22 protein-coding genes and 4 tRNA genes are annotated in these 22,599 nt (G+C 67.5%); 17 read left to right on the top strand and 9 right to left on the bottom strand.

Features of this window, described 5'->3' with window-relative positions; all coding sequences use genetic code 11:
• The first annotated feature begins 76 nt into the window (after positions 1-76).
• The 6 genes from MicroSTF_RS02115 to MicroSTF_RS02090 all read left to right on the top strand — a co-directional run bounded on the left by MicroSTF_RS02115 (position 77) and on the right by MicroSTF_RS02090 (position 5,057).
• A complete protein-coding gene (locus MicroSTF_RS02115; RefSeq protein ID WP_021200650.1) occupies positions 77-490 on the top strand; it encodes a hypothetical protein in 414 nt (137 codons plus the stop codon).
• Between the two features lie 34 nt (positions 491-524).
• Entirely contained in the window at positions 525-1,877 is a 1,353-nt protein-coding gene (locus MicroSTF_RS02110; protein WP_322953261.1) for a deoxyribodipyrimidine photo-lyase, read from the top strand.
• A 64-nt stretch (positions 1,878-1,941) separates the two neighbouring features.
• Positions 1,942-2,547 (top strand): hypothetical protein, encoded by a 606-nt coding sequence (locus MicroSTF_RS02105; protein WP_051667849.1) that lies wholly within the window; start codon positions 1,942-1,944, stop codon positions 2,545-2,547.
• A 121-nt stretch (positions 2,548-2,668) separates the two neighbouring features.
• Positions 2,669-3,286, top strand: a complete 618-nt coding sequence (locus MicroSTF_RS02100) for a copper resistance protein CopC (protein ID WP_315067724.1) — start codon at positions 2,669-2,671, stop codon at positions 3,284-3,286.
• Positions 3,287-3,297: 11 nt separating this feature from the next.
• Positions 3,298-3,831 (top strand): copper chaperone PCu(A)C, encoded by a 534-nt coding sequence (locus tag MicroSTF_RS02095; RefSeq protein ID WP_029265333.1) that lies wholly within the window; start codon positions 3,298-3,300, stop codon positions 3,829-3,831.
• A complete protein-coding gene (locus tag MicroSTF_RS02090; protein WP_029259281.1) occupies positions 3,831-5,057 on the top strand; it encodes a Dyp-type peroxidase in 1,227 nt (408 codons plus the stop codon). Before MicroSTF_RS02095 ends, MicroSTF_RS02090 begins: the two co-directional genes overlap by 1 nt.
• Positions 5,058-5,221: 164 nt before the next feature.
• Here the strand turns inward: MicroSTF_RS02090 and MicroSTF_RS02085 are convergent.
• The 3 genes from MicroSTF_RS02085 to MicroSTF_RS02075 all read right to left on the bottom strand — a co-directional run bounded on the left by MicroSTF_RS02085 (position 5,222) and on the right by MicroSTF_RS02075 (position 5,517).
• Positions 5,222-5,293, bottom strand: a tRNA-Val gene (locus MicroSTF_RS02085).
• Positions 5,294-5,319: 26 nt separating this feature from the next.
• Positions 5,320-5,390 (bottom strand) — tRNA-Cys (locus tag MicroSTF_RS02080).
• A 54-nt stretch (positions 5,391-5,444) separates the two neighbouring features.
• A tRNA-Gly gene (locus MicroSTF_RS02075) sits at positions 5,445-5,517 on the bottom strand.
• A gap of 151 nt (positions 5,518-5,668) precedes the next feature.
• On the opposite strand from MicroSTF_RS02075, the gene MicroSTF_RS02070 reads away from it, so the two are divergent.
• The 3 genes from MicroSTF_RS02070 to MicroSTF_RS02060 all read left to right on the top strand — a co-directional run bounded on the left by MicroSTF_RS02070 (position 5,669) and on the right by MicroSTF_RS02060 (position 7,990).
• Positions 5,669-5,744 (top strand) — tRNA-Val (locus MicroSTF_RS02070).
• Between the two features lie 468 nt (positions 5,745-6,212).
• Positions 6,213-7,859 carry a sodium:solute symporter family protein gene (locus tag MicroSTF_RS02065; protein ID WP_322956306.1) on the top strand — a complete coding sequence of 549 codons (1,647 nt, stop codon included), beginning with the start codon at positions 6,213-6,215 and terminating at the stop codon, positions 7,857-7,859.
• A complete protein-coding gene (locus MicroSTF_RS02060) occupies positions 7,859-7,990 on the top strand; it encodes a putative transporter small subunit (RefSeq protein WP_021200657.1) in 132 nt (43 codons plus the stop codon). Before MicroSTF_RS02065 ends, MicroSTF_RS02060 begins: the two co-directional genes overlap by 1 nt.
• 142 nt (positions 7,991-8,132) lie before the next feature.
• Here the strand turns inward: MicroSTF_RS02060 and MicroSTF_RS02055 are convergent, their stop codons facing one another.
• On the bottom strand, positions 8,133-9,290 hold the full coding sequence (locus MicroSTF_RS02055; RefSeq protein ID WP_322953255.1) for a PQQ-dependent sugar dehydrogenase: 1,158 nt from the start codon (positions 9,288-9,290) through the stop codon (positions 8,133-8,135).
• Positions 9,291-9,380: 90 nt separating this feature from the next.
• Here MicroSTF_RS02055 and MicroSTF_RS02050 point away from each other — a divergent pair, with 90 nt between their 5' ends.
• Positions 9,381-9,818 carry a GIY-YIG nuclease family protein gene (locus tag MicroSTF_RS02050; RefSeq protein ID WP_021200659.1) on the top strand — a complete coding sequence of 146 codons (438 nt, stop codon included), beginning with the start codon at positions 9,381-9,383 and terminating at the stop codon, positions 9,816-9,818.
• A gap of 75 nt (positions 9,819-9,893) precedes the next feature.
• On the opposite strand, the gene MicroSTF_RS02045 is transcribed toward MicroSTF_RS02050, so the two are convergent.
• Positions 9,894-10,280 (bottom strand): SPW repeat domain-containing protein, encoded by a 387-nt coding sequence (locus tag MicroSTF_RS02045; protein WP_021200660.1) that lies wholly within the window; start codon positions 10,278-10,280, stop codon positions 9,894-9,896.
• A 277-nt stretch (positions 10,281-10,557) separates the two neighbouring features.
• Between MicroSTF_RS02045 and MicroSTF_RS02040 the strand changes: the two genes are divergently transcribed.
• Entirely contained in the window at positions 10,558-11,715 is a 1,158-nt protein-coding gene (locus MicroSTF_RS02040) for a DUF1611 domain-containing protein (protein ID WP_322953251.1), read from the top strand.
• Here MicroSTF_RS02040 and MicroSTF_RS02035 read toward each other — a convergent pair.
• The 3 genes from MicroSTF_RS02035 to zapE all read right to left on the bottom strand — a co-directional run bounded on the left by MicroSTF_RS02035 (position 11,681) and on the right by zapE (position 14,696).
• Entirely contained in the window at positions 11,681-12,265 is a 585-nt protein-coding gene (locus MicroSTF_RS02035; RefSeq protein WP_021200662.1) for a type II toxin-antitoxin system PemK/MazF family toxin, read from the bottom strand. The two genes, MicroSTF_RS02040 and MicroSTF_RS02035, sit on opposite strands and share 35 nt — an antisense overlap.
• A 20-nt stretch (positions 12,266-12,285) precedes the next feature.
• Positions 12,286-13,524 (bottom strand): ammonium transporter, encoded by a 1,239-nt coding sequence (locus tag MicroSTF_RS02030; protein ID WP_021200663.1) that lies wholly within the window; start codon positions 13,522-13,524, stop codon positions 12,286-12,288.
• Positions 13,525-13,658: 134 nt separating this feature from the next.
• The gene (zapE, locus tag MicroSTF_RS02025) at positions 13,659-14,696 is read right to left on the bottom strand and encodes a cell division protein ZapE (protein WP_029259286.1); all 1,038 of its coding nucleotides are present in this window, start codon (positions 14,694-14,696) and stop codon (positions 13,659-13,661) included.
• A 146-nt stretch (positions 14,697-14,842) separates the two neighbouring features.
• Between zapE and MicroSTF_RS02020 the strand changes: the two genes are divergently transcribed.
• Together MicroSTF_RS02020 and MicroSTF_RS02015 are read left to right on the top strand one after the other, a co-directional pair.
• Complete coding sequence (locus MicroSTF_RS02020) at positions 14,843-15,736, top strand: sulfurtransferase (protein ID WP_021200665.1); 894 nt, start codon at positions 14,843-14,845, stop codon at positions 15,734-15,736.
• 19 nt (positions 15,737-15,755) lie between these two features.
• Positions 15,756-16,187 carry a SufE family protein gene (locus MicroSTF_RS02015; protein WP_021200666.1) on the top strand — a complete coding sequence of 144 codons (432 nt, stop codon included), beginning with the start codon at positions 15,756-15,758 and terminating at the stop codon, positions 16,185-16,187.
• On the opposite strand, the gene MicroSTF_RS02010 is transcribed toward MicroSTF_RS02015, so the two are convergent.
• Positions 16,171-17,325 (bottom strand): alpha/beta hydrolase family protein, encoded by a 1,155-nt coding sequence (locus MicroSTF_RS02010; RefSeq protein WP_322953245.1) that lies wholly within the window; start codon positions 17,323-17,325, stop codon positions 16,171-16,173. The two genes, MicroSTF_RS02015 and MicroSTF_RS02010, sit on opposite strands and share 17 nt — an antisense overlap.
• Before the next feature lie 25 nt (positions 17,326-17,350).
• On the opposite strand from MicroSTF_RS02010, the gene MicroSTF_RS02005 reads away from it, so the two are divergent.
• The 4 genes from MicroSTF_RS02005 (at position 17,351) to MicroSTF_RS01990 (ending at position 22,549) form a co-directional block, all read left to right on the top strand.
• Entirely contained in the window at positions 17,351-17,932 is a 582-nt protein-coding gene (locus tag MicroSTF_RS02005; protein ID WP_021200668.1) for a DUF3000 domain-containing protein, read from the top strand.
• On the top strand, positions 17,925-19,118 hold the full coding sequence (locus MicroSTF_RS02000) for a ribonuclease D (RefSeq protein WP_322953242.1): 1,194 nt from the start codon (positions 17,925-17,927) through the stop codon (positions 19,116-19,118). Before MicroSTF_RS02005 ends, MicroSTF_RS02000 begins: the two co-directional genes overlap by 8 nt.
• Positions 19,119-19,190: 72 nt before the next feature.
• On the top strand, positions 19,191-20,396 hold the full coding sequence (locus MicroSTF_RS01995; protein ID WP_322953240.1) for a thiolase family protein: 1,206 nt from the start codon (positions 19,191-19,193) through the stop codon (positions 20,394-20,396).
• Between the two features lie 8 nt (positions 20,397-20,404).
• Positions 20,405-22,549, top strand: a complete 2,145-nt coding sequence (locus tag MicroSTF_RS01990; protein WP_322956304.1) for a 3-hydroxyacyl-CoA dehydrogenase NAD-binding domain-containing protein — start codon at positions 20,405-20,407, stop codon at positions 22,547-22,549.
• Positions 22,550-22,599: the final 50 nt, after the last annotated feature.

The raw sequence follows: 22,599 nt of genomic DNA, 5'->3' as shown, positions 1-22,599 counted from the left end.
CCCGGTCCTCCTGACCGTCCTCGTCCGCGCCGCACGACGTCCACGCCGCCTCGCGAGCATCACGTAACGTGAACGGATGGACAGAGCAGTCGCACGATGGATCCTCGCGATCGCGCTCGGCGCGATCGGGGTCGGCCACTTCCTCAGCACCCGCGGATTCCGGGTGGTGGTGCCGGACTGGGCGACCCGCCTGACCAAGCTGGACAAGGACACGATCGTGATCGCCTCCGGTGCCACGGAGGTCGCTCTCGCCACCGGCCTGCTCACGCTGCCGAAAGAGCGGCGCCGCATCGGCTGGGCGACCGCCGCGTTCTTCGTCGCCGTGCTGCCGGGGAACATCCACCAGTGGCGCACGAAGCGCTCGACCCCGGGACTCGACACGGATGCTCGCCGATTCGGCAGGCTCTTCCTGCAGCCGCTTCTCGTTCTGTGGGCGCTGTGGGCGACCGGAGACGAGAACCCGCGCCGCCGCGACCGCCGTCGTCGTTGAACGACCGAGCCCGACCTCCAGGAGAATTGTCCCCATGACGTCCCCCTCCATCGTGTGGTTCCGCGATGATCTCCGACTCGCCGACAACCCTGCGCTGCGGGCCGCGATCGAACGAGGCGAAGCGGTCATCGCGCTGTATGTGCTCGACGAGGAGTCACCGGGCATCCGTGCGCTCGGTGGCGCTGCGCGCTGGTGGCTGCACCACTCTCTGGCGTCGCTGGACGAGCGGCTCCGCGAGCGCGGTGGCGCACTCGTGTTCCGTCGCGGCCCGGCCGAGCGCATCGTGCGTGAGATGGTGACGGAAGTCGGAGCGGGTGCCGTCTACTGGAATCGCCGTTACGGAGGTGCCGAGCGCGCGATCGACTCCGCGCTGAAGGCGTCCCTCCGGGCCGAGGGACTCGAGGTCGCCTCCTTCGCCGGCTCTCTGCTGCATGAGCCGTGGACGGTCACGACGGGCAGCGGCACGCACTACTCCGTCTTCACTCCCTTCTGGCGGGCGTGCCTCGCGCTCCCCGCGCCCCGCGCTCCGCTCCCGGAGCCGCGAACGGTCGAGGGCCCGCAACGCACTCCGGCAACCGAGGCCCTCGAGGACTGGAGCCTGCTGCCCACCGCCCCCGACTGGGCCGACGGCCTGCGCGAGACCTGGGAGCCCGGTGAACCCGCCGCGCGACGGCGTCTACGCCATTTTCTCGACGAAGACCTGGGGCACTACGACCGCGCACGCGATGAACCCGCTTCCGGTGCCACGTCGCGGTTGTCACCGCACCTCCGCTGGGGCGAGATCAGCCCGTTCACGGTCTGGCACGAGGCAGTGGGTGTCGACGGTGCGGGAGGTTTCCTCTCCGAACTGGGCTGGCGCGAGTTCGCCTGGCACACGTTGTACCACTCCCCCGATCTCGCCTCGGAGAACCTGCGACCGGAGTTCGACGCCTTCCCCTGGCCGCCGCTGGACCCCACCCACCTCGATGCCTGGCAGCACGGTGAGACCGGCGTGCCTCTGGTCGACGCCGGCATGCGAGAGCTCTGGCACACCGGCTACATGCACAACCGGGTGCGGATGGTCGTGGCTTCCTTCCTCGTGAAGAACCTGCTCATCGACTGGCGCCGGGGTGAAGAGTGGTTCTGGGACACGCTCGTCGACGCCGATGAAGCCAGCAATCCCTTCAATTGGCAGTGGGTCGCCGGATCCGGTGCCGACGCCGCTCCGTACTTCCGTGTGTTCAACCCCGAACTCCAGGCGAAGAAGTTCGACCCCCAGAACCTCTACATCTCGCGCTGGGCCGCAGACGCCCCCGCCGAGCCGATCGTCGACCTGGGTGACACACGCAAGGCGGCACTCGCCGCGTACGACGTCGTCAAGCGCACCCCACGCACTCGCCGCGAGTGACCGGAGGGCGTGTCACCTGATGGTCGGAGAAGGACGCGCGCGCCGTCCATGCCAGACTGGAGCCGTGACCGAGTCCAGGAAGCCAGCCGTCATCCGCGGCTTCGCTGCCTCGTCGCTGGCGATCTTCGTCGCACTCGCAGGGCACGTGTCGGGTGGCGGACAGATGCCCGGTGCGCTCGGCATCGTGGTGCCGTGGGTGTTCTCCTTCATGATCTGCGTGCTGCTCGCCGGCCGCTCACTGTCGCTCATCCGCTTGACGTTCTCGGTCGCGGTGAGCCAGTTCCTGTTCCACACCCTCTTCGTGCTCGGAACCGTCACGCCCTCCGGTGTCTCCGTCCCGCACGTGCACGGTGCGCCTCTCGTGATCCCCGCGACGCCTGGCCTCCCTGAGGCTGTCACCGCCGACGCATCGATGTGGCTGGGCCATGCGCTCGCGGCGCTGCTGACGGTGTCCGCGCTGTATCGAGGCGAGCGGTTGATCATCGCCGCACGCAACCTCGCCGTGCAGCTGGGGCGATGGCTGCGCCGCCGGGTCGATCACGTGCTGGTCCTCCCGGCTCTCCGCCTCCCGCGCGCTCTCCGCGGCATCTTCGACGTCGCACGCACGGGCGATCTCGTTCTCCTCGCGACCCTCAGAGGCCGCGCTCCTCCCCTCTCCGCAGCGATCTGATCCGCGCCCTGGGCTTTCACCGGTCCTGTGGTGCGTCACCTCCGTGCGCCGTTCCTCGCGCACGGGTTCTGAACGCATGCATGCACGTCGCTCACGCGACGTCTGATGAGAGGCCATTCCCATGTCCCCTGTCCGCAGGATTGCGGCCGGGCTGGCGTTGGCGACGGTCGCGACCCTCGCGATCGCCACGCCCGCGTCTGCCCACGACCAATTGATCTCCAGCTCCCCGGCCGCCGACGAGCAGTTGGCGGTCGCGCCGGAGAGCATCACGATGACCTTCTCCGGTGAGCTCCTGGTGCTCGACGAGTCACTGACCGGGGCTGTCGTCCTGGTCGTCGACGCCTCGGGGAAGGACTGGGTCTCCGGTGACGTCACGGTCGCCGGCCGCACGGTGACAGCCCCGCTCGAGCCGGGCATGCCTACCGCCGGCTACCAGGTGCGGTGGCAGGTCGTGTCGGAAGACGGCCATCCGATCGCCGGCGTCGTCCCGTTCACCGTGGGCGATGCCGAGCCGATGGCGGCCCCCGCGCCCGGCGGCGCGGCGGAGACCCCGTCGGCATCCGCAGAACAGCCGGATCAGAACGCAGCAGATTCCGGCGGCACCGTCAGGGTGCTGCTCATCGGCGCAGGCGGAGCGGCAGTGGCCGTCCTCGTCCTCGTCCTCATCCGATTCCTCCGCCGTCCTCGGACGGCAGCCGCTCCGCCGGAAGACGGCGGTTCCGCGGCAGATGACCTGTGAAAGGCACCATTGTGAACACCAGCAAGAACCTTCCCCGCCTCGCGGCCGTTATCGCGGTCTCCCTCCTCGCGCTCACCGGGTGCACCCCGGAGAGCTCCCCGACCGAATCCGCATCCCGCCCCGCCGGTGACGCCGTCACAATCGAGGATGCGTGGGTGAAGTCGGCGGAAGAGGGCATGTCCGCCGGTTTCGGCACCCTCGTCAACAGCGGTGACGACGACGTGACCGTCGTCTCCGTCACGTCCGAGGCGTCGAACATGCTCGAGCTGCACGAGACGGTCGAGAACGAGGCCGGTGAGATGGTGATGCGCGAGAAGGACGGCGGGTTCGTCATTCCCGCCGGCGGGAAGCTCGCCCTGGAGCCGGGAGGCAACCACATCATGATGATGGACCTGACCGGTCCTCTCACGGCAGGCAGCGACGTGACCTTCACCCTCACGTTCTCCGACGACTCCACGTATGAGTTCACCGCTCCCGTCAAGGACTACTCCGGCGCGAACGAGAACTACGAGGGCGGCGAAGAGCAAGACGGCTCGGGGCAGTGATGTCGGCGCCCGCCGAGGGCGCCCGCTCCCGCCGCGCCGGGTCGACCCGGCGACAGTTCCTCCTCGGGGGAGCCGTCGCCGGCGTCGGCGCGGTCGCGGCCGTCGGAGTGGATCTCGCCCTGAACAGTCAGGAGAACGGTGCGAAGCCGGTCTCCACGCCGATGAACGGCGAGCAGACCGTTCCGTTCTTCGGCACCCACCAAGCCGGTGTCGACACCGCGGCGCAAGCCCACGGTGTCTTCCTCGGGCTCGATCTCCGCGAGGATGTGGACCGCGACGGGCTCACTCGCCTGATGCGGATCCTGACGGACGACGCGGCTCGTCTGACGCAGGGGCTCCCCGCCCTCGCCGACTCCGAGCCGGAGCTCGCGCTCTCGCCGGCGCGGCTCACGATCACCTTCGGCTTCGGACCCGGTCTCGTCGCGCGCGCCGCGGGCTCCGGCCCTGCGTGGCTCGCACCGCTCCCGGCTTTCGGGGTGGATCAACTGCGACCGGAATTCTCGGATGGAGACCTGCTGTTGCAGATCGCCGGGGACGATCCGTTGACGGTTGCCCACGCGACACGGATGCTCCTGAAGGACGCCCGCGGCTTCGCGAGCATCCGATGGACGCAGCAGGGGTTCCGGCGCGCGTACGGCACGGAACGCCCCGGGACCACGATGCGCAACCTCTTCGGACAGGTGGACGGCACGACCAACCCCGAACCGGGCACCTCGGACTTCGACGAGGTCGTATGGAATGCGGACGGCTGGCTGACAGGCGGTACCGGGATGGTGATCCGTCGCATCCGCATGGACCTCGACAAGTGGGACCGCCTGGACCGCGGCGGCCGCGATGCCTCTGTGGGGCGAACACTCGCCAACGGGGCGCCGTTGACCGGGACGGACGAGTTCGACGAACCCGACTTCGAGGCGAAGACGTCGATAGGGTTCCCCGTGATCCCGCAGTTCGCACATATCCGGCGGGCGCGCGGCGACGGGGAGGAGCGCATCTTCCGGCGCGCGTACAACTACGACGAGCGTCCGATCGGCGCCGAGGTCTCCGAGTCGGGGCTGATCTTCGTCTCCTTCCAGGCCGACATCGCGCGGCAGTTCATCCCGATGCAGCGCAGACTCGACGAGCTCGACCTGCTCAACGAGTGGACGGTCCCGATCGGCTCAGCCGTGTTCGCGATCCCGCCCGGATGCGCGGAAGACGGATTCATCGGCGACACGCTTCTGGCGTGATCGGCTGCGGGCGTGCCCGGGCCCATCCGGGCACGCCCGCAGCGGCGGGCGGCACTCCCCCGACGAGGAACGGCCTGCTTCGGGAACCGATGGGCGCGACATCCTCGGAGTACGAGAGACTTTCGAGACACGAAAAAACCCCCGGAGTTCCGGGGGTTTCAGTGTGCGCGATACTGGGATCGAACCAGTGACCTCTTCCGTGTCAGGGAAGCGCGCTACCGCTGCGCCAATCGCGCCCGTTGGGGCTTTTCAATTTTCCGTGAGGTGGCGACGGGATTCGAACCCGTGTAAACGGCTTTGCAGGCCGGTGCCTAGCCGCTCGGCCACGCCACCGTGTGGATTGACCCCACGTGCGGCAGACCTTCCGAAGAAGACCTACTGCACTCGAGCGGATGACGAGACTCGAACTCGCGACCCCAACCTTGGCAAGGTTGTGCGCTACCAACTGCGCTACATCCGCATTTCGTTCCCGGTTGTCCCGGGCACTCATGAAACATTAGCCGAAGATCCGCACTCCGCCAAACCGGCAGCGAATCTCGCGCGTGTCTCGCCGAGTGGTCCGCGAGGCCTCCGAGCGTCCGGTAGTATCGGTTGACGTACCCCACGGGTATGGGCGATTGGCGCAGTTGGTAGCGCGCTTCCTTCACACGGAAGAGGTCATCGGTTCGAGTCCGGTATCGCCCACCACACCGCCCCGCCCCCGGTTCTCCCGGGGGCTTTTTCATCCCCTGCCCGCTCCCCCGGCGGCGTTCCTGGGAACTTGCTATGGTCGAGAGACGCTCTCACCCCCTGAGCGATGGTCGTGGCTCCGCCGCGATCTCACGTGTCAGACGCCGACCGGCGACCACGCGATCACCGAATCCCGTTCGAGGATGCACCGCTGTTCGGTGCGCCCGGAAACGGACGTCCTCGAAAGGAGCCGCACCCCGGGCTACTCGTCTGTGTGCTGTGATGCGCCTCAGTGGTCCAGGTTCGTTCTCGCCATGCCGACCCTTCTCCACTCCCCGCAGAACCCTCAACACCAGACGACGCACTACTCCCCCACTTAGCGGGACTCCTTCTCCATCGACAGGCGGCATCGCCGCACCAAGACGAGAAAGCGAGTACCCGGTGGAAGACTTCCACACACTGTCAGGACCGGTCGTGATCCTGCTCATGCTGCTGTTCTTCGGCGGCAGCCTCTACATGTCCATCCGCATCTCCCGCAGAAAGGAGAACGCCGACGGATACATGACCGGTGGCGGCAAGATCGGGTTCGGCATCTCCGCCGCCTCGATGACCGCTACCTGGATCTGGGCATCCTCGATGTACGCCTCCGCGACATCCGGATACACCTACGGCATCTCCGGCCCCATTCACTACGGCCTCTGGGGTGCACTGATGATCCTCCTCATCTATCCCTTCGGGCGCCGCATCCGCACGGTCGCACCCCACGCGCACACCATCGCCGAGGTCATGTTCGCCCGCCACGGACGTTCGAGTCAGCTCATGCTCGCCGGCTCCAATGTGCTCGGCAGCCTGATCAGCCTCACGTCGAATCTGATCGCCGGAGGCGCGCTCGTCTCGATGCTGTCGCCGTTCACCTTCACACAGGGCATCGTCGCCATCGCGATCGGCGTGCTCGCCTACACGCTGTGGTCGGGCTTCAGGGCGTCGGTGCTCACCGACTTCGCGCAGGTCATCGCCATGCTGGGGGCCGTCGCGATCATCGTTCCGGTGATCTTCTTCGCCGCGGGTGGCCCCGAGCTGTTCGTCACCGGCGCAGCGAACCTCACCCCGCAGCAGGGCGACTTCTTCTCTTCCGACGCGTTCTTCAACCAGGGCGCTCCCTACATCGCCGCGGTGCTCGCCTACGCGATCGGCAACCAGACCATCGCGCAACGACTGTTCGCCGTGCGAGAGGACCTGATCAAGAAGACATTCGTCACCGCGACATTCGGGTACGGCGCGTCTATCATCGGGATCGGCATGCTGGGAGTGCTCGCCCTGTACGCAGGGATCCAGCCGATGGACGGCGACGTCAACAATCTGATCCCGCAGATGGCCTCGACATACCTGCCCCCGCTGCTGATCTGCGTGTTCTTCGTCATGATCATCGGCTCGTTGTCGTCCACCGCGGATGCCGACATGACGGCTCTCTCGTCGATCATGATGGCTGACATCTACGGGCAGAACATCGCGGGCAAGAAGAACGCCAACCCGAAGACGATGCTGCTCATCGGCAGACTCACCATGATCGGCGCAACCGCCGCGGCACTCGGCTTCGCATCGATGCAGTTCAACATCCTCGACCTCCTGGTGTTCGTCGGTGCACTGTGGGGAGCGCTCGTGTTTCCCGTCATCGCGAGCTTCTACTGGGACCGCGTGACGAACTCCGCGTTCAGCATCGCCGTGATCGCCGCGCTCGCCGCGTTCCTGCCCGTGCGTTTCGAGTGGATCTCCCTGTCGGGGGGCTGGGGTCTCGCGAGTGACGTCCTCTCCGTCGTCGGGATCGGGGTGGTCCTGGCCCTGATGTCGTTCGGCTTCTTCGGTCTGCGGGTGGCGCTTGTGGTCGGGACGCTGGCCACGCTGGTGTCGGCGCCGTTCGCGATCGGCTTCCTGCACCAGTACCCGGTGTTGTCGGGGTCACTGGTCGCATACGCGGTGAGCACGTTGGTCTGCGTCGCCCTCACGATGACGAACCGGACGCGGAGATTCGACTTCGACCTGATCAAGGAGCGCACCGGCAGCTTCGACACCGGGGACATCACGCGAAGCGCCGATGTGAAGGGCGACGTCACGCTCGCCGGGAAGGACGCCTGATGGAGACCATTCTGTTGACCGCGTACGTGCTGGTGTGGCCGATCATCGTCGTCGGGGTGCTCACCGTCGTGATTCGGGCTTTCGTGAAGGACGCCAAGGAGGCGAGACGCGAAGGGCGCGACATCATCTGATCATCGATGGCTCCGCACAGATGTCGACAAGGCGTGTGTGCGGAGCCATCGGCGCACTGCCCCGCGCCTGCACCTCTCGCGCTCGGACGAAGAGGATTGCCTCGATGCCGCCCGTCGTCGCGCGTCGCCGCCCTCCGTGGCGCTACTCGATCGGAATACGCAGGACCCGGTCGTCGCCCTCGCGGGGATCGCCCCGCCCGTCCGTGTTGTTCGTGAGAACCCAGAGTGCCCCGTCTGGCGCGACCACGACGTCGCGAAGCCTCCCGAGCGATTCGACGAAGTATTCTCCGGCGGTGCGCACGTCGGAGAGCGGCACCTCCCTGAGCCGCTCTCCACGGAGATTCGCGATGAAGATCGATCCCGACGCGATCGTGATGCCGCTCGGACTCGCGGTGTCCGGCGACCACTGCTGGACCGGATCGACGAACCCGTCATGATCGGCGATGCCCTCGACCGTCGGCCACCCGTAGTTCCCACCGGCCTCGATCACGTTCAGTTCGTCCCAGGTGTCCTGGCCGAACTCGCTCGCGTAGAGCGTGCCCTCGTCGTCCCACGCCAGGCCCTGAGGATTGCGGTGGCCCAGGCTGTAGACGGGTGATCCCGGGAAGGGGTTGTCCTCCGGCACGTCCCCGTCCGGTGTGATGCGGAGGATCTTCCCGGCCAGCGAGTCCCGATCCTGAGCCCCCTCACGGTCGCCCGCGTCGCCGACCGTCACGTAGAGCATGTCGTCGGGGCCGAACGCGATGCGTCCGCCGTTGTGATTCCCGGCGGCGGGGATCCCGGAGAGGATCGTCTCGGATTCGCCGAGCTCGAACGAACCCGGCGCCCCCGACAACGCGAAGCGCTGCACCCTGTTCTCGCCGACAGCCGTCGAGTACGCGTACAGCCAATCGTCCCGCAGCGCGATACCGAGCAGTCCCCCCTCTCCTCGAGGCGCGACGCCGTCGATCATCCCGAGCTCGCGAAGCCTCCCGTCGCCGGAAACCTCGACGATGCGGGCGGTGTCCCGTTCGCTGATCAGCGCCGTGCTCCCGAAGAAGGCGATGGACCATGGGGCCTCCAGTCCAGCCGCGACCGTGGACGCGCGCCCCGGAACGATGCTTCCCGATCCGGCGGACGGCGAGGGTGCGAGCGGCGCGGGAGAGGACGAGGCGGGGGACGTCGGAGCGCACGCGGCGAGAGCGATCGCGATGAGAGCAGTCGAGACGAGAGCAGTCGAGACGAGAGCGCCCGCCCCGCGAGCGACCGCGGCGACACGCGGATCGGCCGGCGTCCTCTGCGCCCTCCGCGTCGTCGTCATCGCCGATCCCTTCATCCTCCGTTCGAGAGTAGGCGAGCGGCGCGCACCGCAGAAGAGGCAGGTGTCCGAGGGGGCGCGTAGCCTGCCACGGTGTCGAAGGAACAAGCTCTCCCGGGCCCGTGCACCCTCTGCGGAGGAACGGTCGGTGCCCGCGGTGACGACTCCTGGCGCTGCGCCTCCTGCGGATGGCGTTACGGGGACGTCCCCGACGCCGATCTCCCGCTCCCCCGTATCGACATCGTCTACTACATCCGTTTCGACCGTCGGGTGAAGATCGGCACGAGCCGACGACCGCGACAACGGCTGGCGAGCATCCGACACGACGAGCTCCTCGCCTTCGAGCGAGGCGGACGCCCGGTCGAGCAGCAGCGACACCGCGAGTTCGCCTCGGTCCGCGAAGGCGGAGAGTGGTTCACGTTGACGGACGATCTGCGGACGCACGTCGACGCCCTCCGCCGCGAGGGTGAGCCGTGGCTGCTCTACGGGCGATGGCTGAGCAACGCGCTCCGCGGTCTCGATGCCTCGTGACCTGCGCCAGGACATGACGATGCCGGGCGACCGCTTCGGGAAGTCCAGTCGCCCGGCACCGCGTCTCTGCGGGGATCAGGCCGTGGCCGCATGCCCCCTGGTGGTCGCCGGCTGCGGCTGCGAGAACAGCACCACGACGATCACGGCGACGCCGACGACGACGTGCGGGAGCCAGACGTTCAGCGCCTCGCCCGCGAACCCGAAGATCCACGGCGAGAGGGCGAGGAAGAGGCTGGCGACGATGTCGAACACCAGGTGGACGGGCATCGGGATGAAACCGAAGGGACCCCATTCGTACTTCGTGAAGAGGCTGTACACGATCAGCCCGACACCGAGGACGATCGGGATGATGACCGCCGCTCCGCCCACGTTCGCGAAGCCGAACAGCCAGGGAGCGGCGATCAACGCGACGCCGACGATGTAGTCGAGAATTCCATGGACCTTGGTGGGGATGAAACGCATGATTCCTCCTTGTGTGGCGCCGCTTCCGCGACTCACCACTGGTTCGAAGCCCGCCCCGGATCGGATTGCCTCCCCGCCCCGGAGAACGATCGAACTGCGGGCCGGAGAGCTCGATTCGAGTCTCTCGACGGCACACTCGCGGCCCGGTCCCAGGCAGCCCTGCTACGTTGAGCATGCCGGTATCTCGCCGGCATCAGGGAAGACTTCTCGTCGACCAACGGGCCTCCTGGGTCATTTCGTTCTCCGTCGCCTCCTCTGTGTGAGCCCGAGGAGCATCATGCCCACCCCGTCAGTCCCCTCTTTTCTCGACCCTGCGCACGCCTGGGCGGCGCCCATCGCCCTCCCCGTCGGCACCACGGCCATCGTGTATTGCGAGGGCCAGTTCGGCGAGCAGGACGGCAAGACTGCGAACGGTCTGGTCCGACACTCGGAGAAGTACGAGATCCTCAGCGTCATCGACAGCACCCACGCGGGTGCGGACGCCGGGGTGCTCCTGGACGGTCTCGCGAACGACATCCCGATCCTCGACGGACTCCCGACGGCGATCGCGCATGCAGGTCACGTGCCGGACTACCTGATCTGCGGTGTCGCACCGGCTGATGGGCTGCTCTCCGCCGACCAGCGCACCGTGCTGCTGGACGGCATCGCCCGCGGGATGCACATCATCAACGGCCTGCACGAGTTCCTCACCGACGATGCCGAGTTCGTCGCGGCTGCCCTTCTCGCCCAGGTCACGATCACCGATATCCGTCGCCCCCGGGACAAGAAGGATCTCCATCTGTTCTCCGGCCGCATCTTCGACGTGACCTGTCCGCGGATCACCATCCTCGGGACCGACGGCGCGATCGGCAAGCGCACCACCGCGACGATCCTCGTGAAGGCCCTCAACGATCGTGGCGTCCACGCCGTGATGGTCGGCACCGGACAGACCACGATCATCCAGGGCGGCCGCTACGGCGTCGCGCTCGACGCCCTCGTGCCCCAGTTCTGCTCGGGTGAGGTCGAGAACCAGGTGGTCGCGGCGTTCGAAGGCGAAGACCCGGACGTCATCATCGTGGAGGGCCAGGGCGCGCTCAGCCACCCCGCATACATCACCTCGGCGCACATCCTCCGCGGCAGTCAGCCTGCGGGGGTCATCGTGCAGCACGCCCCGGGCCGGACGGTCCTGGGCGATTTCCCGATGGTCGCGATGCCGACGGTCACGAGTGAGATCGCCCTGATCGAGGCTTTCGCCGACACGAAGGTCATCGGCGTCACGGTGAACCATGAGAACCTCACGGCGGAGCAGCTCGCCGCCGCCATCGACGAGATCGAGCTCGACACCCGACTCCCCGCCACCGACCCGCTGACCCGACCGCTGGCGGAGCTCGTGGAGATGGTGCTGCAGGCGTTCCCGACGCTCAGCCCGCGACGGACCACCCGTAGCGCCGCGTGAGAGCCGCTCCGACCCGGTCATAGCGCCCCCGATCGAGAACGGCGGCCTCTCGCCGCAACCCGCGCTCGTGCACGCTGTACAGCTGCTCGACATCCACCCAGGACTCTCGACCCTGAGAGTCCCAGTCGCCCGTACCGATCGACAGATAGTCGCGGTCACCGTCATGGGGCTTGCTCGTCATCCGCACCGCGTACACGCGCTCTGCGGACTCCCGTCCGATGACGAGCACGGGACGATCCTTCCCGCGACCGTCGTTCTCCTCGTAGGGAACCCAGGTCCAGACGATCTCTCCCGCGTCCGGTGCGCCGTCCCGCTGCGGTGCATAACCGACCTGCAGGTGCGTGATCCGATCCGGATCGATGCGGACGGTGTCGGTGCCGCGCGCCCGTCCCGGGTCGGTGCCGCCACCCGCGGGCGTCGGGCGCTCCTGTGGGGTCCGTAGACGCGCGTCCGGGCGTCTCGGATCTGATGTCCGAGACGCCCGGCCGGAGCCCACTGCCTTGAGCAGGATCTCCGCGAGTGTTGCCAGGATGCCGTTGGTCTTGCTCACACGGTCACCCTAACCGCTGATCACGCGTCTGCGAGTGCGTAGCCCTCCTCGCCGTGCACGACCTGGTCGACACCGGCGATCTCGTCTTCGTTCGTGACGCGGAAGCCGATGGTCTTCTCGATCGCGAAGCCGATGATGAACGCGACGATGAAGGAGTAGATCAGCACTCCGAGCGCCGCGATCAGCTGTACGGCGAGCTGGCGGGCGTCGCCGCCGACGAACAGTCCCGTCTCGGTGGCGAAGAAGCCGAGGTACAGCGTTCCGATGAGACCGCCGACGAGGTGGATGCCGACCACGTCGAGCGAGTCGTCGAATCCGAGGCGGAACTTCAACTCGATCGCGAGGGCGCACACGACACCGGCGAGTGCGCCGAGAAGCAGAGCCCAACCCGGCGTCAGGTTGGCGCAGGCCGGTGTGATCGCGACCAGACCGGCGACGGCACCGGACGCTGCACCGACCGAGGTGGGCTTGCCGTCCTTGATCTTCTCGACGAGGATCCAGCCGAGGATGGCGGCCGCTGTGGCGCCCAGGGTGTTCAGACCGATGAGTCCGACGCCGCCCATGTCTTCGGCCAGCCATTCCGCTCCCGCGTTGAAACCGAACCAGCCGAACCACAGCAGGGCGGCCCCGAGGAGCGTGAGCGGCACGTTGTGCGGCTTCAGGATGCCCTTCTGGAACCCGATGCGCTTGCCGAGGACCAGGGCGAGTGCCAGAGCCGCGGCGCCCGCGTTGATGTGCACGGCGGTACCGCCGGCGTAGTCGATCACGCCGATGCCGCTGTCCTCGCCGAAGAGCGTGGTGCCGAGGTTCATGATCCAGCCACCGCCCCAGACCCACGCGGCGACCGGGAAGTAGCCGACGGTCGCGAAGATGCCGGCGAAGATGAGCCAGCTGCCGAACTTCGCACGATCCGCGATCGCTCCGGAGATCAGCGCGACCGTGATGATCGCGAATGTGGCACCGTAGGCCACCCCCAGGAGCGCGACGTTCGAGCCCTCACCGGCCGCCAGGCTCGACAGCCCGAAGTCCGCGAAGGGGTTGCCAGCGAACGCGGTCGGGCTGTCGACCGCGCTCATCGAGAAACCGAAGAGAATCCAGAGCACGGCGACGAGTCCGATGGAGCCGAAGCTCATCATCATCATGCTAACGACGCTCTTCGCCTTGACGAGACCGCCATAGAAGAAGGCGACGCCGGGCGTCATGAGCAGCACCAGCGCTGTCGCGGTGATCGCCCACGAGATGTTGCCGGGAGCATCCATAGGAAAACCTCACATCCGAAGTAATTGAGAGCTTCAGTGTGACGACCTGCGGTTTCGTCAATGCGTGAGGTTTGTTTCCCCGCTGTTACAGCGCGGCTCCGCCCGTGAACATCGCGTTACGCGCGCCTGCAGGCTTACGCAGAATGTGTCAGGGCATTGAGTCGGGAGATGGCGCGGAGGTACTTCTTGCGGTACCCGCCGGCGAGCATCTCGTCGGAGAAGACCGCGTCGAGGCCGAGCCCGGTGGCCACGATCGGGATCTGCGCGTCGTACACACGATCGACGAACGCGACGAAGCGCAGCGCCTCCGACTGATCGGTGAGCTGGCGCACGCCGCGCAGGCCCACGCTTCCCAGTCCGTCGATCAGCCTGATGTAGCGCGAGGGGTGCACCTGCGCGAGATGACGGATCAGGTCGTCGAACCGGTCGTCCGACGCTGCGCCCGCAGCGCCGGCCCTTTCGATCGCCGTCTCGTACGCGTCGTCGTCGAGCACCACCGCGTGTCCGTCGAGGGCGCGCTGGCGGAAGTCGACGCCATCGATGCGCAGCGTCTGGAAGCTGTCGGACATCGCATGGATCTCGCGCAGGAAGTCCTGTGCGGCGAAGCGCCCCTCGCCGAGCGCGTTCGGCGGGGTGTTCGAGGTCGCGGCGAGCCGGGTCCCCGTCGGCACGAGCTCTCCCAGAAGGCGGGTCATCACCATCGTGTCGCCCGGGTCGTCGAGCTCGAACTCGTCGATGCACAGCAGGTCGGCACCTTTGAGCAGATCGACGGTGTTCTTGTAGCCAAGTGCGCCGACCAGGGCGGTGTACTCGATGAACGAGCCGAAGTATTTCCGGCGGGCGGGCATCGCGTGATAGATCGAGGCGAGCAGGTGCGTCTTCCCGACGCCGAAACCACCGTCGAGGTAGACGCCGGGCTTCAGCTCGGGCTCCTTCTTCGCCCGGCTGAACAGCCCTCCGCGCTTCGCGGGGGTGCCGCGCCCGGCGAAGCGCATCAGCGTCTCCTTCGCCTCCTCCTGCGAGGGATATGCGGGATCGGCGCGATAGCTGTCGAACGTCGCGGTGTCGAACTGCGGCGGCGGCACCAGGCTCGCCAGCATCTCGGGTCCGCTGACGGTCGGCTGGCGCTCGGTGAGGTGCACGATTCCCGTGCGGCTGGTCGGGTCGGTCATCACGGTCCTGAATCAGGTGCTCACCTGTGTCGAAGTCTTACGAATCGGGCGCAGGGTGCTCGGCGGGGATCTATCGTCGAAGGGACGGATCAACACTACGCCGTCTGCAGCCGCACCCTCGTCCGCTCAAACGCTTCGGAGATCCCATGGCCATCGAGTTCGATTCCTCCTCCCCCAAGTTCGCCGAGTACGCCGAACCCGGCCGGCTCGTCACCACCGAGTGGCTCGCGGAACGGCTGGGGACTCCTGGACTCGTGGTCGTCGAGTCCGACGAAGACGTGCTCCTCTACGAAACCGGCCACATCCCGGGCGCGGTGAAGGTCGACTGGCACACCGAACTCAACGACCCGGTCGTGCGCGACTACGTCGACGGCGAGGGCTTCGCCGAGCTGCTCAGCCGCAAGGGCATCGCACGCGACGACACGGTCGTCATCTACGGCGACAAGAACAACTGGTGGGCCGCCTACGCCCTCTGGGTGTTCTCGCTGTTCGGCCACGAAGACGTGCGTCTGCTCGACGGCGGACGCGATCGGTGGATCGCCGAGGGGCGCGAGCTCACGCGTGAGGCAACGAACCGGCCGCCCACGGAGTACCCCGTCGTCGAGCGCGACGACTCGATCATCCGTGCATACAAGGAAGACGTCCTGGCCCACATCGGCAGCCCGCTGATCGATGTGCGCTCCCCAGAGGAGTACAGCGGAGAGCGCACGACGGCGCCCGCGTATCCCGAGGAGGGAACCCTCCGCGCCGGTCACATCCCGACCGCGCAGAGCGTGCCGTGGGCGAAGGCGGTGGCCGAGGACGGCGGCTTCCGCAGCCGTGCGGAGCTCGACGCGATCTACCGCGACGGCGCAGGGCTCCGCGACGGGGATGATGTCGTCGCCTACTGCCGGATCGGCGAGCGGTCGAGCCACACCTGGTTCGTGCTCAAGCACCTCCTCGGCTTCGAGAACGTGCGCAACTACGACGGATCCTGGACAGAGTGGGGCAGCGCGGTACGCGTGCCCATCGTCACCGGTTCCGAGCCCGGCACACTCTGAACATGTGACAATGACAGGGATGAGCACAAGCGACGTTCCTGACACTCTCGCCGAGATCCGCGACGGCTTCCTGGAGACCCCGGAGCCCGATCGCCTCCTGCTGCTGCTCGAGTTCTCGGACGAGCTTCCCGACGTCTCCGACGAGGTCGCGGCCCACCCGGAGATGTACGAGCGCGTCGCGGAGTGCCAGTCGCCGGTGTACATCCATGTCGAGGTGAACGATGACATCGTCACGATGCACGCGACAGCCCCGCCCGAAGCTCCGACGACCCGCGGGTTCGCAAGCATCCTGGTGCAGGGTCTCACCGGCCTCACCGCAGACGAGGTGCTCGCGATTCCCAATGACTACCCGCAGTCGATCGGTCTCACGAAGGCCGTGTCCCCTCTGCGCATCGGGGGCATGACCGGGATGCTGATGCGGGCGAAGAACCAGGTCAGCCAGAAGCGCTGAGAGCCTGTGTTTCGAGCCAGTCCGTGATCGCGATCGTCCAGCCGGTCTGGTCGTAGTTCCACAGCTTCGTGTGGCGTGCCACCGTGAACTTCGGCATCGTCACGAGATCCGGACGTGCCTCCTGCAGCGCGTGCGATGAATCCGCCGGCACGAAGCCGTCGTCGTCGCTGTGCAGGATCAGCACGGGCGCGGTCAGTTCGTCGGCACGAGCGACCATGTCCAGACGATCGAAGTGGATCGGTTCGTCCGCTCCGCTCAGGCGCGCGGTCAGAGGCATCTGGAGTGCCCCCATCGCGAGTTCCGGCAGCGGCGCACGCACGCCGGCCAGTTTCGCCTGGAACCGCAGCACCGTGCGCCAGTCGACCACGGGAGACTCGAGGATGATCCCGGCGATGCGCTCCCGGTGGCCGGACGTCACTGCGGCCTGCAGCGATACGGCGCCCCCCATGGACCAGCCCATCAGGATCACCCGCTCGGCGCCGTGTCGGAGCGCATAGGCGATGGCGGCGTCGACGTCACGCCACTCCGAGGCTCCGAGGGCGTAGGCACCCGTCCTCGTGCGCGGGGCCTCGCCGTCGTTGCGGTACGACACGACCAGGTTCGGCAACCCCGCGGCGTGCAGCACCGGCACCGCCCGCAGGCACTCGGCGCGGGTCGCTCCGCGTCCGTGAACCTGGATCACCCAGGTCGACGACGACGCCGGGAAGTACCAGGCAGGGCATGGCCCTGCGGGAGAGCCGATCAGCAGGTTCTCCCAGCGCAGATGGAGCTCGCTCGGAGACGAGTAGTAGTAGCCGCTGAAGGCCGCGGCACGATCGACACGTGCGCCGGGTTCGATCTGGGTGAGGAGCTTGCGCCGCACGGCCGAACCATCGGCGCTGAGCACCGCCCCGAGTTTGACGTAGCCGTAGGTGCCCGTCGTGAACAGGCCGTAGCGACCGGGAAGCTCGGTGTCGGGTGTGCGCTTCAGCTCGATGGTCTGGGCACCCGTGTCGACCGAGAGGATCTCCGTGTCGGTCGCGCGGCGCATGGGCGTGACGACCCGACGCGCCACGGCGAACACGACGAGAGCGAGCGCTGCTCCGAACGCGAACAGGGCAGGGACAAGGAGCGTAACGGCGTGCCTGAGACTCTTCATCGCTTCCTGACTCTAGCCTGTTGCCGTGACCGCACACCCCGAGGCCGGGACGCCTTTCGAGAGCGCCGTGGCCGAACTGCGCGAGACCGAGTTCCGCGATGACATCACGGTGCGCGAGATCGCCACGCCACAGGGCCTCGCGCCTTTCGCCATCGCCCTCGCCGCCGACGTGCGCCCGGAGGGTGACGGCGAGTCCGTGTACGGCACCGGCCGGTTCGTCCTGCTGCACGATCCGGACGAGCCGGGAGCCTGGGGAGGCTCGTGGCGCATCGTCATCTTCGCGCAGGCGCCGCTCGAGACCGAGATCGGCACCGATCCGCTTCTCGCCGACGTGACGTGGTCATGGCTGGTCGATGCTCTCGACTCGCGCCAAGCGGTCTATCACTCGGAATCGGGCACGTCGACGAAGACGCTGTCGAAGGGATTCGGCGGGCTCGCCGTCGAAGGAGACGGCGCCCAGATAGAATTGCGGGCGTCCTGGACTCCGGAGGGCCCGTTCCGACCGCACGTCGAAGCATGGGCCGAGCTGGTCGGAATGCTGGCGGGGCTTCCGCCCGGCTCCGAGGGCATCGCCGTGATCGGCGCGCGAAAGGCTGTACGTGACTGAATACTCCGTGATCTCGGATGCCGAGGAGTTCCGCGCAGCCTGCGCCGTGCTCGCCGCCGGTACCGGACCCGTCGCCGTGGACGTCGAGCGGGCGTCCGGCTTCCGCTATTCGCAGCGCGCCTATCTGGTGCAGGTGTTCCGTCGCGAGGCCGGCCTCTTCCTCTTCGACCCGCCGGCGATCGGCGATTTCGCACCTCTCCAGGAGGCGATCGGTGACGTGGAGTGGGTGCTCCACGCGGCGAGCCAGGACCTGCCGTCCCTTCGCGAACTGCACCTCGAACCGCCGGTGATCTTCGACACCGAGCTCGCCTCGCGCCTGCTCGGCCACGAGCGTGTCGGCCTCGGTGCCGTCGTCGAGGACACGCTGGGCATCATGCTCAAGAAGGAGCACTCCGCCGCCGACTGGTCGACACGCCCGCTCCCCGATTCCTGGCTCGAGTACGCCGCCCTCGACGTGCTGCACCTGATCGACGTCCGCGACGTCCTCGTTCTCGAGCTCGAAGAGCAGGGCAAGACCGAGTTCGCCGCCGAAGAGTTCGCCGCCACCCTCGCCCGCGCTCCCAAACCGCCGCGCGAAGATCCCTGGCGCCGCCTCAGCGGCCTGCACCAGGTGCGTGGAGCCCGGAACCTCGCCGTCGCCCGTTCCCTCTGGCAGGCACGCGAAGCGTACGCGCAGGAGCAGGACGTCTCCCCCGGACGACTCGTGCCCGACCGCTCCCTGGTGGCGGCGGTGCTGGCGAACCCGCAGTCGAAACAGGCGCTGGCCGGCCTCAAGGAGTTCCAGGGCCGCGCGAGCCGCACGCAGCTCGACCGCTGGTGGCAGGCGATCGTCGAAGGCAGGGCGTCGGAAGAGCTTCCCCGCGAACGCGTTCCGAGCGACACCCTTCCGCCCCCTCGCGCGTGGGCTGATCGGAATCCCGAAGCGGATGCACGACTCAAGGCCGCCCGTCCGATCGTGGAGGCCGTCGCCGAGGAACTGGGCATGCCCACCGAGAACCTCCTCACTCCGGAGCACCTGCGCCGCGTGGCCTGGGACCTGCCCGGTGAAACCCCCGAGGCGATCGCGGATGCGTTGGCAGCGCTGGGTGCCCGGCCCTGGCAGATTGCACAGACCGCACAGAAGATCGCTGCCGCCTTTGTAGAGGCGGCGCAAACGCCCGACACGACGCCCGCACCGGCTTCGTAGGTTCGACCCAACCGATTCCTCCCCGTTTCGCGGGCTTCATAGACTGAGGCCACGCACTAACTTGGAGGCAGAGTGGCCGAGATCTCGGACGTCTTCTTCGTCGATGGAGTACGCACCCCCTTCGGGCGCGCCGGCGAAAAAGGCATGTACTGGAACACCCGCGCAGATGACCTCGCCGTGAAGGCGACCATCGGCCTGATGGAGCGCAACGCCGCCGTCCCGGCAGACCGCATCGATGACGTCGCGATCGCCGCGACGAGCCAGACCGGCGACCAGGGGCTGACGCTCGGACGCTCGGTGGCGATCCTCGCCGGGCTTCCGCAGACCGTGCCCGGCCTCGCGGTCGAGCGCATGTGCGCCGGCGCCATGACGAGCGTCACGACCATGGGAGCCTCGATCGGCGTCGGCATGTACGACTTCGCCCTCGCCGGCGGTGTCGAGCACATGGGTCATCACCCGATCGGTGGCAACGCGGATCCGAACCCGCGCTTCGTCGCCGAGAAGATGGTCGACCCCGGTGCACTCAACATGGGTGTCACCGCCGAGCGCATCTTCGACCGGTTCCCGCACCTGACCAAGGAGCGCTCCGACCGGTTCGGCATGCTGAGCCAGCACAAGGTGCAGGCGGCGTACGACGCCGGCAAGATCCAGCCCGACCTCGTGTCGGTCGCCACCAAGGGTGCCGATGGCGCCTGGGGTCTCGCGACCGAGGACGAGGGCCGTCGCCCGCACACCACGATGGAAGACCTTGCGGCTCTCAAGACGCCGTTCCGCCCGCACGGCCGCGTCACAGCCGGCACATCCTCCCCCCTCACCGACGGCGCCACGATGTCGCTGCTCGCCGGAGGTGGCGCGGTGAAGGAGTTCGGACTCGCGCCGAAGATGCGGATGGTCTCGTTCGCGTTCGCCGGCGTGCAGCCGGAGATCATGGGCATCGGACCGATTCCGTCGACCGAGAAGGCGCTCAAGAAGGCCGGACTGACGATCGCCGACATCGGGCTGTTCGAACTGAACGAGGCATTCGCCATCCAGGTGATCTCCCTGCTCGACCACTTCGGCATCGCCGATGACGACCCCCGCGTCAACCAGTGGGGCGGTGCGATCGCGCTGGGCCATCCGCTCGCGGCATCCGGTGTGCGTCTGATGATCCAGCTCGCCGCGCAGTTCGCCGAGCGTCCCGACGTCCGCTACGGTCTGACCGCCATGTGCGTCGGTCTCGGTCAAGGCGGTTCGGTCATCTGGGAGAACCCGCACTACGACGGCAAGAAGAAGAAGTGAGCGCGAAAGTGACCAACTACGACGAGATCGACTTCTCCCCCATCCAGGCACTCACCGAGGGCGAGGTCATCACGCAGTCGCCGGTGCGCGACATCCGTCTCGCGTCCGGCAAGGTGCTCGCGCTGATCACGCTCGACAACGGCCGTGACCACACGCGTCCGAACACGCTGGGTCCCGCGACGCTTACGCAGCTGGGCGAGACGCTCGACGGCCTCAAGGCGCGAGCCGCGGCCGGCGAGATCCAGGCTGTCGGCATCACCGGCAAGCAGTACATCCTCGCGGCCGGCGCCGACCTGTCCGACATCAGCAAGGTCGGATCGCGCGACAACGCCCGCCTGATCGCGCAGCTCGGCCACAAGGTCCTCGGCACGCTCAGCGACCTCGGTGTGCCGTCCTTCGCCTTCGTGAACGGCCTCGCACTGGGTGGCGGCCTGGAGATCGCCCTGAACTCCAGCTACCGCACCGTCGATTCCTCTGCTGCGGCGGTAGCTCTGCCCGAGGTCTTCCTCGGCATCATCCCCGGTTGGGGCGGCGCCTACCTGCTGCCGAACCTGATCGGCATCGAGAACGCCCTCGAGGTCGTCATCTCCAACCCGCTCAAGCAGAACCGGATGCTGAAGCCGCAGCAGGCGTTCGACCTGGGCATCTTCGACGCGATCTTCCCTGCGGCGAACTACCTCGAGAACTCGCTGGCCTGGGCGGATGCCGTCCTGGGTGGCAAGAAGGTCGAGCGCAAGAACGAGCCCGGCAAGATCGAGCGTCTCACCAAGTGGCCGATCGCCATCAAGATGGCGCGCGGGATGCTGGAGTCGAAGATCGGCACCATGCCGAAGTCGCCGTATGCGGCCCTCGACCTGCTCGACAAGGCCAAGGGCGGCACCAAGGCCGAAGGCTTCGCCCGCGAGGACGAGGCACTCGCCGAACTCGTCACGGGCGACCAGTTCGCTGCATCCATGTACGCCTTCGACCTCGTGCAGAAGCGCGCGAAGCGACCTGTCGGAGCTCCCGACAAGGCGCTGGCGAAGAAGGTCACCAAGGTCGGCATCATCGGCGCCGGTCTCATGGCGAGCCAGTTCGCACTGCTCTTCGTGCGCAAGCTCCAGGTGCCCGTGCTCATCACCGACCTGGATCAGGCACGCGTCGACAAGGGCGTCGCCTACATCCACGAGGAGATCGGCAAGCTCGAAGCGAAGGGACGCCTGGACTCCGATTCGGCGAACAAGCTGCGCGCGCTCGTCACCGGCACCACCGCCAAGAGCCTGTACGCGGACTGCGACTTCGTGATCGAGGCCGTGTTCGAAGAGGTCGGGGTCAAGCAGCAGGTGTTCGGCGAGATCGAGAAGATCATCGCCGAGGACGCGATCCTCGCGACCAACACGTCGTCGCTCTCCGTCGAGGAGATCGGATCGAAGCTCGCTCACCCCGAACGCCTGGTCGGCTTCCACTTCTTCAACCCTGTCGCGGTGATGCCGCTGATCGAGATCGTGAAGACACCGGCGACGGACGATGCCGCTCTGTCGACGGCGTTCGTGGTCGCGAAGAACCTCGGAAAGAACGCGGTCCTCACCGCCGACGCCCCCGGCTTCGTCGTGAACCGACTGCTCGCCAAGGTCATGGGCGAGGCGGCTCGCGCCGTCTACGAGGGCACCCCCATCGCCGATGTCGAGAAGGCCTTCGGCCCGCTCGGCCTGCCGATGGGCCCGTTCCAGTTGATCGACCTCGTCGGCTGGAAGGTCGCCGCCCACGTGCAGGACACGATGGTGAAGGCCTTCCCAGACCGCTTCTACGCCAACGAGAACTTCCATGCGCTCGCGGAGCTCGACACCGTCGTGGAGAAGGACAAGGGCGGGCGCGTCGTCGGCTGGAGCAAGCAGGCGGAGAAGGTTCTGAAGCCCGCCGTCGGCAAGAATCCCGCAACGGCGGCGACGATCCTCCAGCGTGTGCAGGACGGTCTGGCGCAGGAGATCAAGCTGATGCTCGACGAGGGCGTCGTGCCCGAGGTCGAGGACATCGACCTGTGCCTGATCCTCGGCGCCGGCTGGCCGTTCATCGACGGTGGTGCTTCACCGTACCTCGACCGTGAGGGAGCCTCGGAGCGGGCCTTCGGCGGCTCGTTCCACACCCCGCAGATCCGCGGCGTCGAGAGCCGCTGATCGTCGGACGCCATCCCGCGAAGCGCTCCACAGGATTCCTGGCGAATCCG

The sequence above is a fragment of the Microbacterium sp. STF-2 genome (assembly GCF_034650155.1).
In the GTDB taxonomy this organism is placed as follows: domain Bacteria; phylum Actinomycetota; class Actinomycetes; order Actinomycetales; family Microbacteriaceae; genus Microbacterium; species Microbacterium maritypicum_A.
The sequence above is the reverse complement of the archived record's forward strand: the minus strand, read 5'-3'. Positions and strand labels throughout refer to the sequence as shown.